The organism is Kitasatospora sp. NPDC097605 (genome assembly GCF_040302725.1).
In the GTDB taxonomy this organism is placed as follows: domain Bacteria; phylum Actinomycetota; class Actinomycetes; order Streptomycetales; family Streptomycetaceae; genus Kitasatospora.
On the sequence record NZ_JBEOSF010000041.1, the window covers coordinates 19397 to 33868 of the forward strand.

The window sequence follows — 14472 nt, forward strand, 5'->3', positions numbered from 1 at the left end:
GTGAGCAGCGAACCGCTCGGCCAGTACGGTGCCCAGTACGCCCAGCCGTATGTGCACCAGCGCCGTACCTACCTGATCGGCAAGGCCCGCCCGAACGCGCCGATCGGCCGGAACCGGGAGTCCGGCGAGATCGTGCTGATCATCTTCGGGGCCTTCCTCGGCATGGTCTGGGGCCTGATGATGCCGATCCTGCCGTTGCGCATCGCCGGCCTGGTCGGCCTGCCCGCGATGGCGATCGCGGCGGTGTACGTGCCGTACCGGCGCCGGACGTTCTACAAGTGGGTGGAGATCAACCGCACCTACCGCCGGACGGTCCGCAGCGGCCGGGCGGTGTGGAAGTCGGACGCGATGGACGCCGGGACGCGGCTGGACGGCCGCGAGGTGGAGATCGGGCCGCCGCCCGGGGTGGGGCGGCTGCGCTGGCTGTCGGCGCCGTTCGGGCCGGACGAGGTCGGGGTGCTGATGCACCTGGAGCGGCGCACGGTGACGGCGGCGATCGAGATCGAGGGCCCGGGTGTCGGGCTGCGCGACTCGGAGGACCAGGAGGCGCTGGTCGACCGGTTCGGGACGCTGCTGAAGCACGTCGCGAACGGGGACGGTTTCGTGACCCGGCTGCAGATCCTGGCCCGCACCCTGCCGGCCGACCCGGACGCGCACGCCAAGGACGTGGAGCGGCGCGGGGACCCGGACGCGCCGCGCTGGCTGCAGGACTCGTACGACCAGTTGCAGTCGATGGTGTCGACCTCCTCGGAGCAGCACCGGGCGTACCTGGTGGCCTGCATGCACTACACCCGGGACCTCGCCGCCGAGGCGCACGCGATGGGCCGCACCGCGACCGGGCGGCGGGCCCGGGACGACGAGGGCCTGGCCGCGGTGATGGCCCGCGAGCTGACCGACATCTGCGCGCGGCTGGCGGAGGCGGACATCCGGGTGCGGCAGCCGCTGGGCCAGGCCCGGCTCTCCTCGCTGCTGCACTCGATGTACGACCCGGACCACCCGATCGACCACATCCAGGCGATGTCGAAGCGCAACGCCTGGCCGGCCGAGCTGGACGCCACCCACCCGCAGTACCTGGAGGCGAAGACCCGCGAGTCGGCGACCCGGGAGCCGTGGTGCCACGCCACCGCGTGGATCAAGGAGTGGCCGCTGACCCCGGTCGGAGTCAACTTCCTGGCGCCGCTGCTGGTGCACACCCCGGACGTGATCCGGACGGTGGCGGTGACGATGGACCTGGAGCCCACCGACGTCGCCATCGAGCGGATGCTCACCGAGAAGACCAACGACGAGGCGGAGGCCAGCCGCGCCGCCAAGATGAACCGCACCATCGACCCGCGCGACCTGGCCCACAGCGGCCGGGTGGACCAGCGCGGTGACGACCTGGCGTCCGGCGCGGCCGGCGTCAACCTGGTCGGCTACATCACGGTCTCCGCGCGCAACCCCGACGCGCTGGCCCGGGACAAGCGGACGATCCGGGCCTCGGCGGGCAAGAGCTACCTGAAGCTGGAGTGGTGCGACCGCGAGCACCACCGCGCGTTCGTCAACACCCTGCCGTTCGCCACCGGTATCCGCCGCTGAGCGGGGACCGGCGGCCGAGCGATTGATCTGGAGGCCCCCGTATGGCGATCGGCAACCTCACCGACGCGTTCACCAGCCTGATGTTCGGCAAGGTGGAGACCACCCGGCTGCCGGTGCGCACCTCCACCGGCCAGGCGCAGGCGGTGTACCTGCCGACCGCCGCGCCGGGGCTGGGCGACTCCGGGGTGATCATCGGACGGGAGGTGTACAGCGGGAAGGGGTACGTCTACGACCCGTTCCAGCTGTACGGCCAGCAGCTGCCGGCCCCGCACTGGCTGGTACTGGGGGAGTCCGGCAACGGCAAGTCGGCGCTGGAGAAGACCTATGTGCTGCGTCAGCTGCGGTTCCGGGACCGCCAGGTGGTGGTGCTGGACGCGCAGGGCGAGGACGGGGTCGGCGAGTGGAACCTGATCGCGAACGCGCTGGGCATAAAGTCGATCCGGCTGGACCCGATGGCGGCCCGGGACGGCGGGGTGAAGCTCAATCCGCTGGACCCGGCGATCACCCAGACCGGTCAGCTGTCGCTGCTGCGCACCATCATCGAGGTGGCGATGGGGCGCGGGCTGGAGGAGCGGGCCGGCTTCGCGCTGAAGGCCGCGCACGCGCACGTGGTGGCGACCGTCCGGGACCGCCAGCCGGTGCTGGACGACATCATCGACACCCTGCGCAACCCCGACCTGTCGTCGGTGGAGTCGCTGGGCGTGGCGGTGAAGGAGGTGCAGTCCTGGGGCCTGGACGTCGCACTGGTGCTGGACCGGCTGGTCGACGGTGACCTGCGGGGCATGTTCGACGGGTCGACCACCGAGGGCATCGACCTGGACGCGCCGCTGATCGTCTTCGACCTGTCGCACATCGACCGCAACTCGATCGCGATGCCGATCCTGATGGCGATCGTCGGGGTCTGGCTGGAGCACACCTGGATCAGGCCGGACCGCAAGAAGCGGATCTTCCTGGTCGAGGAGGCCTGGCACATCATCAACAGCCCGTTCGTGGCGCAGCTGTTCCAGCGGCTGCTGAAGTTCGGCCGCCGGCTCGGCCTGTCCTTCGTCGCCGTGGTGCACCACCTGTCGGACGTGGTGGACGGGGCCGCGGCCAAGGAGGCCTCGGCGATCCTCAAGATGGCCTCCACCCGGACCATCTACATGCAGAAGGCCGAGGAGGCGAGAGCCACCGGACGGGTGCTCGGCCTGCCGCGCTGGGCGGTGGAGATCATCCCCACACTTTCGCCGGGCATCGCGGTCTGGGACGTCAACGGCAACGTCCAGGTGGTGAAGCACATCATCACCGAGGCGGAGCGTCCGCTGGTCTACACCGACCGCGCGATGACCGAGGACGCGGTGGCCGAACGGGTGCGTGCCGAACGGCAGTTGGCGGCCGAGCCGGGAGTCTGAGGCCGGGCCGCGGACGGGTCCGCCGGGCCCCGGGGGCGGCACGGCCGGGGGCGGGCCGGCGGGGAGATTCCGCCGACGATTCGTCAGCAGGTAACCCTGTCGTTACGTCCGGGGGCCTGACAGCTACGCGCGTTGACCCTAGGCTGCACTCGCGCAACGACACTCGTCTCGCGCGCCCGGGCCTGTCCACAGCTGGGCGCTCTCACAGGTGCAGGGGACCCCCTACATGCTCTCCGTCAGAACCCGACGGTCGGCGCTGGCCGTCGTCGCCGCGGCCGGCCTCGTCGGCACGGTGGCCATGCCGTCCGCGGCCCAGGCCGCGACCGCCAAGAAGCCGAAGACCGTCAACCTCCAGTTGCTGGCCATCAACGACCTGCACGGCAACCTGGAGCCCCCGGCCGGCTCGTCCGGCACCATCCGGGAGATCGACCCGGCCACCGGCCAGCCGGTCAGTACCCCGGCCGGCGGCATCGAGTACCTCGCCACCGCGCTGCGCCAGGCCCGCATCCCCGCCGACGACTCGATCACCGTCGCCGCCGGCGACCTGGTCGGCGCATCCCCGCTGACCTCGGCGCTCTTCCACGACGAGCCCACCGTCGAGGCGCTGGACAAGCTCGGCCTGGACGTCAGCTCGGTCGGCAACCACGAGTTCGACGAGGGCTCCGCCGAGCTGCTGCGCCTCCAGAACGGCGGCTGCCACCCGACCGACGGCTGCTACGAGGAGGGGCGCACGTTCAAGGGCGCCAACTTCAACTACCTGTCGGCGAACGTCACCAGCGAGAAGACCGGCAAGCCGGTGCTGGCCCCGTACTGGGTGACCAAGTCCCAGGGCGTCAAGGTCGGCTTCATCGGCGTCACCCTGGAGGGCACGCCGAACATCGTCACCGCCGAGGGCGTCAAGGGCCTCAAGTTCGCGGGCGAGGTCGCCACGATCAACAAGTACGCCGCCGAGCTGAAGGCCAAGGGCGTCAACTCGATCGTCGCGCTGATCCACGAGGGCGGCCTGCCGGCCAGCAGCACCTACAACTACGACTGCGGCGCGGCCGGCCAGGGCATCTCCGGCCCGATCGTCGACATCGCCAAGAACATCGACCCGGCGGTCGGCGCCATCGTCACCGGCCACACCCACAACGCGTACGCCTGCACCATCCCGGACCCGCAGGGCGTGCCGCGCTCGGTCACCAGCGCCGCCTCCTTCGGCCGGCTGTACACCGAGATCGACCTGAAGCTCGACAAGACCACCGGCGCCATCGTGCGCCCGTCGGTCAAGGCCGAGAACCACATCGTGCGCCGGACGGTCGAGAAGGCCCCGGACATGACCCAGCTGATCGACCACTACTCGAAGCTGGCCGCCCCGATCGCCAACCGCCCGATCGGCTACATCGCCTCGGACATCAACGGCCGCGGCAACAACGACCCGGAGAAGCCGCTCGGCGACGTCATCGCCGACGCCCAGCAGACCGGTCTGGCGCCCGCCGACAAGGGCGGCGCACAGGTCGCGTTCATGAACCCCGGCGGCATCCGCTCCGACCTCGTCTACAAGGCGAGCGGCGGGGAGGGCGACGGCGTGGTGACCTACGGCGAGGCGTTCACCGTCCAGCCGTTCACCAACATGATGCAGGTCAAGACGCTGACCGGCGCCCAGCTGATCCAGCTGCTCCAGCAGCAGGTCAGCGGCTCCAACGAGGCCTCGCCGAAGATCCTCCAGCCGTCCAAGTCCCTCGCCTACACGCTGGACATGCGCAACAAGGGCGCCGACCGGGTCGTCGTCGACTCGATCCGCCTCAACGGCGCGCCGGTCGACCCGGCCGCCAAGTACCGGGTCGCGGCCAATGAGTTCCTGGCCGGCGGCGGCGACGGCTTCCCGGCCTTCGCGGCCGGCACCGACAAGCTCGTCGGCGCCTCCGACCTGGACGTCTTCGCCGCCTACCTGGGTGCCAACAGCTCGGCCGCCGCGCCGCTGAAGGCTCCGGCGCAGGACCGGATCAAGGTCATCGCCGCGGGCAGCACCACCGGCTGAGCCGGCGGTCGCCGGCCATGAGCCGGCCGGAGGGGGCGGGGCGCTGTCGGGGCGCCCCGCCCCTTCTTCGTGCCCCGGCTAGGCGGGGGTCGGGCCGCCGGGCAGCCGGACGGTGGCGAGCGCACCCGGGCCGCCGTCCTGGGCCGGGCCGAGCGACACCTCGCCGCCGGCCTCCCGGACGCTCTGCGCGACGATCGACAACCCCAGGCCCGAGCCCGGGAGTTGGCGGGAGGACGGGGAGCGCCAGAAGCGGTCGAAGACGAACGGGAGCTCCTCCGGGGGGATGCCCGGCCCGTGGTCGCGGACGGTCAGCACACCGCCGTCGAGCCGGACCTCGATGGTGCCGCCCGGCGGGCTGTACTTCACCGCGTTGTCCAGCAGGTTGATCACCGCGCGCTCCAGGGCGGCGGCGTCGGCGTGCACGTACCAGGGCGCGGTGGCGGTCTCGAAGACCAGGCCGGGACCGCGCAGCTTCGCGCGTTCCACGGCCCGTTCGGCGATCTCGTGCAGGGCGACCACGGCGAGCGTGCGGACCGGCTTGGGGGAGTCCGGGCGGGAGAGCTGGAGGAGGTCGCCGATCAGTACGGTGAGCTCCTGCATCTGGGCCTTCATGTTGCCGAGCAGCTTGGTGCGGGTGGCGGGCGGCAGCGGGCGGCCGGTGTCGTCGCTGCGGATCAGCAGGTCGACGTTGGTGCGCAGGGAGGTGAGCGGCGTGCGCAGCTCGTGCCCGGCGTCGGCGATCAGCTGGGTCTGCCGCTCGCGGGAGTTGGCGAGCGCGGTGCTCATGGAGTTGAAGGAGGTGGAGAGCCTGGCGATCTCGTCCTCGCCCTGGACCGGGATGGTGGTGCCGACCTCCTCGGTGCGGGCGATGTGCTCGACGGCGTCGGTGAGCTGGTCGACGGGCTTGAGCGCGGAGCGGGCGACGAGCCGCCCGGCGACGGCGGCGAGGATGACGCCGCCGAGGGCGACGCCGCCGAGGACGAAGGCGAGCTGGCGCAGGGAGTCCTCGACGGCCTTGGTCGAGGTGGCGACCATGACCAGGGTCGGCGGGAGCGCTGGGGGCTTGATCCAGGAGATACGGACGAGGGCCGGTTCGCCGTTCGTGTAATGGCCGTCGCGGATGACGAACTGGCTCGGTTTGAGATCGAGGACCGCCAAGTCGGCGGGATCCGGGACGATGGCCTTGGTGGCCATGCCGGGCAGACAGTACCGCGGGATCGGGCCGGGGATGACGTACTGGGTGTCCCGGGGGGCTGCGGCGCCGGCCAGCGGCTGCGGGGCCGAGTTCTGGACCTTCCTGAGCGCGCTCTGCGGGGTGGTAGTGCAGTCGTTGAGGTCGGCGGGCGGGCCGGATCCCCGCGCGTTCTCCAGATCGCTGCGGACCACGCCGTACATCCGCTCCTCCACGATGAACCAGCACGCCAGCGCCGAGAGCGCGATCGCCACCGCCACCGCCGCCGCGGTGAGGAAGGTGAGGCGGGTGCGCAGGGAGCGGGCGCGGTACCAGGTGGTGAGGCGGCCGCGGCGCGGGATGCGCGGCGGGGTGAGCGGGGGAGGCGGGACGGTGGGGCTCACGCGGAGGTGCCGGCGGCCTGGCGGAGGGCGTAGCCGACTCCGCGGACGGTCTGGACGAGCCGGGGCAGCCCGCCCTGCTCGGTCTTGCGGCGCAGGTACATCACGTACACGTCCAGCGAGTTGGAGGAGGGCTCGAAGTCGAAGCCCCAGACCGCCTTGAGGATCTGCTCGCGGGTGAGCACCTGGCGGGGGTGGGCGAGGAACATCTCCAGCAGCATGAACTCGGTGCGGGTCAGCTCCACCGGCCGGCCGGCCCGGGTGACCTCGCGGGTGGCGGTGTTCATCCGCAGGTCGGCGAAGGCGAGGACGTCGGTCTCCTCCTCGACGGCGGCCGCCCGGGCGGCGGCCTCGGTGGCGAGCGCGTTGCGCCGCAGCAGGGCGCGCACCCGGGCGAGCAGCTCGTCGAGTTCGAAGGGCTTGGCGAGGTAGTCGTCGGCCCCGACGTCGAGGCCGGTGACCCGGTCGCCGACGGCGTCCCGGGCGGTGAGCATCAGCACCGGGACGGTGTCGCCGCGCGAGCGCATCCGGCGGACGGCGGTGAGGCCGTCCATCCGGGGCATCATGATGTCGAGCAGGACCAGGTCCGGCCGCTCGCGTTCGACGGATTCGAGGGCCTCGTAGCCGTCGGTGGCGGTGGCGACCTCGTAGCCCTCGAAGGCGAGGCTGCTCTCCAGGGCGTCCCGGAGCGCGGGTTCGTCGTCGACCACGAGGAGCCGGGCGGTGGTCTGCTGCCCGGGCTCGGCGGGGGTGCGGTCGTCGGCGGACGGGGTCATCGGCGGTTGCCCTTTCTGGTGGCGGGAGGGCCTGCTCGGGTCAATTGTCGGACGTGGTCAGACGTTCTGGCCGGACTGCAGCTTCGGCAGCACCTGCTTGATGTCGTCGATCGGGATGGCGAAGCCGAGGCCGACGCTGCCGGCCCCGCTGCCGCCGGCGGTGGCGCTGGAGCCGTTCGGCGAGTACATCGCCGAGTTGATGGCGATGACCTGCCCCTCGGCGTTGATCAGCGGGCCGCCGGAGTTGCCGGGGTTGAGCGCGGCGTCGGTCTGGAAGGCCTGGTAGGTGGCGGTCTCGCCGCCGCCCTGCGGGGCGGTGCCGCGCAGCCCGGGCAGCTGGGGGAAGCCGAAGCCGCCGTTGCCGCTGGTGGTGCCCTCGTCGAGCTGGACGGTGACCTCGCGGTGCTCGGCGCTGATGATGCCGGAGGTGACCGTGCCGGTGAGGCCCTCGGGGTTGCCGATGGCCACGACGGGGTCGCCGACCGCGACGGCGGAGGAGTCGCCGAGGACGGCGGGGGTGAGATCCTTGGTGCCGCTCGCGGTGATCACGGCGGCGTCGAGGGCCTTGTCGGTGCCGGTGAGGGAGGCCTTGGCGGTGGAGCCGTCGTGGAAGGTGACGGTGATCCGGCCGCCGCCGGCCGCGCCGGAGACCACGTGGTAGTTGGTGAGGATCTGGCCGTTCCCGCCGAGCACCACGCCGGTGCCGGTGGCGGTGCCGTTCGCGGTCTGCACGGTGATCTGGACGACGCTGGGCGAGACGGCGGCCGCGACGGCGGCGACGTCGGCGCTGCCGTCGGCACGGGCGGCGACCGGGCTGGCGAGGGTGCCGGTGCGGTAGGCGGAGTCGTGGTCCTCGGCGGCGACGACGCCGCCGGTGACCCCGCCGAGGACGGCGGCGATCGCGGCGACGGCGGTGACCAGGGCGAGCCGGCCGCGCAGCAGGCCGCGCCGGGCGCGGTGGCCGGGGCCGCCGGGGGCGGCCGGCGTGCCCGCCTCGGGCGGGAACGGCGGGGCCGGGGGAGGGGGCGGGGTGCCGGCGGCGGGGTGGGCGGGGCTGCCGTACCCGGTGCCGTCGTACCCGGTGCCGTCGTACGCGGAGCCGCCGTACGTTGAGCCGCCGTACGTCGAGCCGTCGTGCGTCGAGCCGTCGTGCGTGGTGCTGTCGAGGACGGTGCCCGGGATGACCTGGGGCCGCGGGTACCCGCCCGGGCCGTCGTACTGGCCGTCGTACTGGCCTTCGTACTGGTCGCCGTCGGTGCGCTGCTGCCACTGCTGGTGATCGCTCATGGCGACCAACGTCCGCCCGTTGGATGAGAATCGCGTGAGAGCCCGCTCAGAAGGCCCCGAGAAGCCCGTTGACTTCTCATAAAGCCTGGTCAGGCTACGAGCCGGCGCTCTCCGGCGAGCAGCCGCAGGAACGCCGGACGACCAGGCGCGACGGGAAGGTGCGGACCCGTTCGGTGTCCGAGCCGGGCACCATCAGCGAGTCGTCCAGCACCAGGTCCACCGCGGCCCGGGCCATCGCGTCGCGGTCGGAGGCGACGGTGGTCAGCGGCGGGTCGGCGAGCGCGGCCTCCGGCACGTCGTCGAAGCCGGCCACCGCGAGGTCCTCCGGTACCCGCAGGCCCAGCTCGCGGGCGGCCCGCAGCACGCCGATGGCCTGGTCGTCGGTGGAGCAGAAGATCGCCGGCGGGCGGTTCTCGGAGCGCAGCAGGTCGAGCGCGACGTCGTAGGCGCCGTAGCGGTGGAAGGGCGCGTCGATGAGGTGGGGCTCGGTGGGCAGGCCGTGCGCGTCCATGGCGCGCTGCCAGCCCTCGACGTGGTCGATGACCGGGTCGCCGGGCGCGGGGGACTCCACCGGGCCGCCGAAGCAGGCCACGTACGGGTGCCCGTGCACCTCCAGCAGGTGGCGGACGATCGCCTCGGCGCCGGCCACGTCGTCGGTGACCACCGCGACGTCGTCGATCGCCTCGGGGCGGCGGTGCAGCAGCACCACCTTGGCGCCCTCCATGGCGGCGAACTCCTCGGCGGCCCGCTGCGAGGGGCCCTGGCTGACCAGGATCAGGCCGGAGACCCGCATGCCGAGGAAGGCGCGGACGTAGTGGACCTCGCGGTCGTCGACGTAGTCGGAGTTGCCGATCAGCACCAGCTTGCCGCGCTCGGAGGCGGCCCGTTCCACGGCGTGCGCCATCTCGGCGAAGAACGGCTGGCGGGCGTCCGGGACGACCATGCCGATCAGGTTGGTGCGGCGGGAGGCCATCGCCTGCGCGACGCTGTTCGGCCGGTAGCCGAGCTGCTCGATCGCGGCGAGCACCTTCTCCCGGGTGGCGGGCGCGACCGGGCGCGGCCCGTTGTTGATCACGTAGCTGACGACCGCGGTCGAGGTACCAGCCAGTCGGGCTACATCGTCGCGCGTCACTTTGGCCACGGGGGGGAGTCTACGCGGGTGGCGTGCGGCCGGGCAGTGGGGGGACCCGCGCCGGGCGGGCGCGGGTCCCGGACGGCCCAGGGCGGCGCGGGACGAATCCGGACGGGCCGGACGACCGGGGCCGTGCGGCCGGTCGGGACGGGCGGGGCGGCACGACGCGCGCGCCCCGCCCGGCCCGGCCGGTCAGGTGTCCAGGACGGCCGGGGAACGCCGGGCGGGCGGCTCGGCCCGCTCGGCCCGCTCGCCCTTGTCCCCCTTGTCGGGGACGACGAAGCGGTAGCCGACGTTGCGCACGGTGCCGATCAGGCCCTCGTGCTCGACGCCGAGCTTGGCGCGCAGCCGGCGGACGTGCACGTCGACCGTCCGGGTCCCGCCGAAGTAGTCGTAGCCCCAGACCTCCTGCAGCAGCTGCGCCCGGGTGAAGACCCGGCCGGGGTGCTGGGCGAGGTACTTGAGCAGCTCGAACTCCTTGAAGGTGAGGTCGAGCACCCGGCCCTTGAGCTTGGCCGAGTAGGTGGCCTCGTCGACCGAGAGGTCGCCGCTGCGGATCTCCATCGGACTGTCGTCGGTGGTCACCTGGAGCCGGCCGAGGGCGAGCCGCAGCCGGGCCTCGACCTCGGCGGGGCCGGCGGTGTCGAGCAGGACGTCGTCGATGCCCCACTCGGCGGTGACGGCGGCCAGGCCGCCCTCGGTCACCACCAGGATCAGCGGGCAGCCGATGCCGGTGGAGCGCAGCAGCTGGCAGAGGCTGCGGATCTGCGGAAGATCGCGCCGGCCGTCCACCAGGATGACGTCGGCGCTGGGGGTGTCGACCAGGGCGGCGCCCTCGGCGGGGGCCACCCGGACGTTGTGCAGCAGCAGGCCGAGGGCGGGCAGGACCTCAGCGGAGGGTTGCAGCGCGTTGGTGAGAAGGAGCAGAGAACTCATACCCGGTAGTCCCCTTTCCGGGTCGTCGCGGTCGCGTTCCGGCTGCCGCCACAGCCGGATGGCGCACGTGCTGGTGAGGGGGAGGAGACGGACGCTCGGGAGGAGGCGGAGGACCCGGCGGGGGTGGGCACGGGCGGACGGGGCACCCGCCGGAGGTCCCGCGACCCCCGGTGCACCGTTTCTGCCCTGCTCATCCGCGAACCTTCCGGTCCTGGCCCGTCCCGGGCGGCGGCCCGGAGCCGGGGTTGTCCGACGCCCCGGCCCGGTCCCGGCACGTCGTTGTGCCGTGTGTGGCGGGGGCGGTCCCTGCGGCACGCCGGGGGTGGGCCGACGATTCGCAAGAACGTCCGTACTGGCGTCCTGAAAGCACAAAAGGATCCGGGGGCGACTCTGCCCGGATCCCTCAGGCATCGAGGATAGCCGACCGGCCCCCCGCGCCGGGAGGGCTCGAATCCGGCGGTTCGGCCTTTTCGGGCGCGCCCCGGGTGAGCCCGGCCACAGCTTCGCGACGGCGCCGCCGGGCGTCGGGCCAGGGCGATTGCCGCTCGCGAGGGCGAACACGACATCATGGGGGACACATCGGCGGCACCGTGCGCGTACACCTTTCGGGCGACGCGCGGCCACCCCCGGTGGTGGACCCGCCCGGGCACCCGGGCCCGGGCGAGGACGACGAGAAGGGGTTGCCATGGGCGCGACCACCGGGCACGACCCGGCGGCCGCCGTTCGGGTGAGCGGGACGATCCGCTACTGGGCGGCGGCGAAGTCGGAGGCCGGGCTGGCCGAGGAGCCGTACCTGGCGGCGACCCTGGCCGAGGCGCTGGAGCAGGCCAAGGAGCGGCACGCGGACCGGCCGAAGCTGGTCCGGCTGCTCGGCCACTGCTCCTACCTGGTGGACGGCTCGCCGGTGGGCGGCCGCGACCACACGACCGTGGCCCTCACGGAGGGCGGGTCGGTCGAGGTCCTCCCCCCGTTCGCGGGCGGGTGAGCGGCGTGACCGGGATGAACGGAACCCCCGAGGGGCAGCCCCAGCAGCCCCATCAGCAGCCCCAGCAGCCGTACCGGCCGCAGCAGCAGTACCCGTACGGGCCGCCGCAGCCCCAGCCGCAGCAGCCGGCGCCGCAGGGCTACCAGCCCCAGCCCGGGCAGGCGTCCCCTTATCCGTACGCCCCGCCGCAGGCGTACGCGCCGGATCCTTATGCGCAGCAGGGGCACGCGGCGCAGCCGCACGCCCCCGGCGCGGCTCACGCGCCGTACTACGGGCAGCCGCCGTACGGGGCCGGGCCGGGTGTGGACGACGCCGCGACGGCGCTGCTCCCACCGGTGCCGCCGCTGGACGACGCGGCGGCGACCACGCTGCTGCCGCCCGTTCCGGCGCTGGACGACGCCGCGACCGCGCTGCTCCCGCCGGTGACGGCGTCGGGTCCGATGCCGCCGGTCGCACCGGTCGCGCCGGTCCAGGCACCGCCGCAGGGGCCGGCCCGGCCCTACACCGAGGCGCGGCACGGCCGCTCGCACCGCCGGGCGCAGCCCGGTGCACCCGCTCAGGCGGCCCAGGCCCAGGCCCAGGCGCCCGCCCAGGCCCACGTCCCCGCGCCGGCCCCGGACCACGGGCAGGGCCTGGACCAGCCGACCATGACGCTGAAGCGCCCGGAGCCCCCCGCCCCGGTGCTGACCGATCCGGCCGCGGCCCGTGCCGCGCGCGCCGCCCGGGCCGCGCAGGGCGGCCACGGCGCGTCCGCCCGTCCGGCCGCGCCGTTCCCCGGCCCGGCCCCGTCGCTGGGCGCGCAGGCCTTCCCGGCCGCGGCCCCGGCGGTCCAGCCGTCCCCGGTACGGACGCAGACGCAGGCGCCGGCCCCGGCCGGTCCCGTCCGGACCGGATCGCCGATCAACGACCCGGGCCTCCAGCCGGCCCTGATCACCGCCGGCGCCGCCGCCCTGCTGGCCGGCGGCGCGGCGCTCGGCCAGCCCGCGCTCGCGCTGGTGCTCGTCCTGCTCCAGGGCCTGACGGCGGCCGGCTGGTTCCGGCTGAACGGCATGTGGCCGGCCCGCCAGGGCATCGCGCTGGCCGCGCTGTCCGGTGTGGTGGCCGACGTGGCGGTGCTGCTGGCCGACGCGGACGGCGGCACGGCGGCGGTGGTGGGCACGCTCGGCGGGTTCTTCCTGCTGGTGCTGGTGCTGCAGACGTTCCGGCCGGCCGATCCGAAGGAACGGTTCTACGCGCTCACCGTGCTCGGCTCCGCCACCGTGGTGACGGTGCTCTGCACCGCGCTGCTGCTGGCCGACTGGGTGCCGGCGGCGGTCGGCGCGGTCGCGCTGGCGACCCTGCTGGCGGCCGCGCCGCTGCCCGGACCGCGCTGGCTCGGACCGCTGCTGGGCCTGCTCGCGGCGGTCGGCCTGGGCCTCGCGGTCGGCGCGCCGCCGTTCCTGGGCGTGGCGGCCGGCCTCGGCGCGCTGATCGGCCGCCGGGTGGCCGGGTACGACTTCCCGTCCCGGTTCGTGCACATGACGGCCGGCGTGGCCCTGCCGCTGGCGGTCTCCGCGCCGCTGGTCTGGATCGCCACCGCGCTGCTCGGCTGAACTCCTCGATGACGTCCCGTCCCGGAACCATGCTCCGGGGCGGGACGTCGTACGGTCGTGCGGAAGCGGCCGCAACGGCGACCGGCGACGACGGGGGAGAGCGATGCGCGGCTGGCTGAAGGCGACGATCGGCGTGGTGGTGCTCTCGGGGGTGCTGGTGGGCGCCGACCGGATCGCCGTCGGCGTCGCCGAGGACGAGGCCGCCGAGCAGATCCTCAAGAGCGGTCGGATGAGTCAGAAGCCGGACGTCTCGATCGGGGGGTTCCCCTTCCTCACCCAGGTCGTCTCGCAGAAGCTGGACGACGTGCGGATCTCCTCGGACGGGCTGACCGTCGGCGAGGGCAAGGACAAGGTGGCCCTGCACGCGTTCCGGGCCACGCTGTCCGGGGTCGAGGTGAGCGGCAACATGAGCAGCGCCACCGTGGACCGGGGGAGCGGCTCCGGGCTGATCACCTACGCGGACCTGTCCCGGCTGCTGCCGCCGGCCTCGGAGCTGGTGCCGAACGTCGGCCGGCTCTCGCTCGGCGCGGGCACCCGGCTGAGCCTCTCCTACGGCGGTCCGGGCAAGGTGAAGGCCTCGCTGGGGCCGTTCCCGGTCGGTGACGCCGCGGTGCACAACCAGGGCAACACCGTGACGGTGGACGGCTTCAAGCTGAGCGCGATGGCCTCGCTGCTGGCCGGGGTGTCCGACCAGCCCCTCGCCCCGATCAGCTTCGACCTCTCCGCGCTGCCCGCCGGGCTGAACCTGTCGGCGGTCACGCCGCAGGAGGATGGCCTCCAGCTGGGATTCGACGGCAAGGACGTCAAGCTCATCGGCTGATCCCGCGGTCTTTCCTCCTCTTCCGTCGTTCCGCTCCGCGAGACGCGCTGTCCAGCGCCGGCCGCGGAGCGGTGCCGTTCCCGCCTCCCGACCGGTCCCCGTACGCCCGCCGTCCGGGCCCCGGCCGGATCCCGCCGCCCATGAAATGGTCAAATCCCACTATCCGAGCCGTTGGGTCTCACCATTCGATACGCTGGTGACAGCGGGCCTCGGGTGTCCCTAGCATCGTCGGCATGAAGCGACAGACGGATCTCACCAAGCGGCGGGCGGTAGACCTGTGCCGCGTGGCCGCCTGTCTGTGTCGAATGCGCTAACTCGGCGTCCAGGTAGGGCAGTTGCCCCCGCCGCCGATTCTTCCCGGTGATCACCCGAGGCCTCTCTGGCCG

Annotated in this window: 12 protein-coding genes; 7 read left to right on the forward strand and 5 right to left on the reverse strand. The window is 73.5% G+C overall.

Annotation, left to right across the window (positions count from 1 at the left end):
- From ABTX81_RS32465 to ABTX81_RS32475, 3 genes are all read left to right on the forward strand, one after another.
- Entirely contained in the window at positions 1–1575 is a 1575-nt protein-coding gene (locus ABTX81_RS32465; protein WP_350553151.1) for an SCO6880 family protein, read from the forward strand.
- A gap of 41 nt (positions 1576–1616) precedes the next feature.
- Positions 1617–2966 carry an ATP-binding protein gene (locus ABTX81_RS32470; RefSeq protein ID WP_350553153.1) on the forward strand — a complete coding sequence of 450 codons (1350 nt, stop codon included), beginning with the start codon at positions 1617–1619 and terminating at the stop codon, positions 2964–2966.
- Positions 2967–3192: 226 nt separating this feature from the next.
- Complete coding sequence (locus ABTX81_RS32475; protein ID WP_350553155.1) at positions 3193–4986, forward strand: bifunctional metallophosphatase/5'-nucleotidase; 1794 nt, start codon at positions 3193–3195, stop codon at positions 4984–4986.
- A 78-nt stretch (positions 4987–5064) separates the two neighbouring features.
- Here the strand turns inward: ABTX81_RS32475 and ABTX81_RS32480 are convergent, their stop codons facing one another.
- The 5 genes from ABTX81_RS32480 to ABTX81_RS32500 form a co-directional block, all read right to left on the reverse strand.
- A complete protein-coding gene (locus ABTX81_RS32480; RefSeq protein WP_350553157.1) occupies positions 5065–6561 on the reverse strand; it encodes a sensor histidine kinase in 1497 nt (498 codons plus the stop codon).
- On the reverse strand, positions 6558–7334 hold the full coding sequence (locus ABTX81_RS32485) for a response regulator transcription factor (protein ID WP_350553159.1): 777 nt from the start codon (positions 7332–7334) through the stop codon (positions 6558–6560). Before ABTX81_RS32485 ends, ABTX81_RS32480 begins: the two co-directional genes overlap by 4 nt.
- 57 nt (positions 7335–7391) lie before the next feature.
- Complete coding sequence (locus ABTX81_RS32490; RefSeq protein WP_350553161.1) at positions 7392–8621, reverse strand: S1C family serine protease; 1230 nt, start codon at positions 8619–8621, stop codon at positions 7392–7394.
- Positions 8622–8715: 94 nt separating this feature from the next.
- Positions 8716–9762, reverse strand: a complete 1047-nt coding sequence (locus tag ABTX81_RS32495; RefSeq protein ID WP_350553163.1) for a LacI family DNA-binding transcriptional regulator — start codon at positions 9760–9762, stop codon at positions 8716–8718.
- Positions 9763–9945: 183 nt separating this feature from the next.
- Positions 9946–10689 (reverse strand): response regulator transcription factor, encoded by a 744-nt coding sequence (locus ABTX81_RS32500; protein ID WP_350553165.1) that lies wholly within the window; start codon positions 10687–10689, stop codon positions 9946–9948.
- A gap of 685 nt (positions 10690–11374) precedes the next feature.
- Between ABTX81_RS32500 and ABTX81_RS32505 the strand changes: the two genes are divergently transcribed.
- The 4 genes from ABTX81_RS32505 to ABTX81_RS32520 all read left to right on the forward strand — a co-directional run bounded on the left by ABTX81_RS32505 (position 11375) and on the right by ABTX81_RS32520 (position 14400).
- Positions 11375–11674 carry a MoaD/ThiS family protein gene (locus ABTX81_RS32505; protein ID WP_350553167.1) on the forward strand — a complete coding sequence of 100 codons (300 nt, stop codon included), beginning with the start codon at positions 11375–11377 and terminating at the stop codon, positions 11672–11674.
- A gap of 5 nt (positions 11675–11679) precedes the next feature.
- Entirely contained in the window at positions 11680–13266 is a 1587-nt protein-coding gene (locus ABTX81_RS32510; RefSeq protein ID WP_350553169.1) for a hypothetical protein, read from the forward strand.
- 103 nt (positions 13267–13369) lie between these two features.
- Positions 13370–14086: an LmeA family phospholipid-binding protein gene (locus ABTX81_RS32515; RefSeq protein WP_350553171.1), complete on the forward strand. Its 717-nt coding sequence runs from the start codon at positions 13370–13372 to the stop codon at positions 14084–14086.
- Positions 14087–14319: 233 nt separating this feature from the next.
- Complete coding sequence (locus ABTX81_RS32520) at positions 14320–14400, forward strand: Ms5788A family Cys-rich leader peptide (protein WP_350517234.1); 81 nt, start codon at positions 14320–14322, stop codon at positions 14398–14400.
- Positions 14401–14472: the final 72 nt, after the last annotated feature.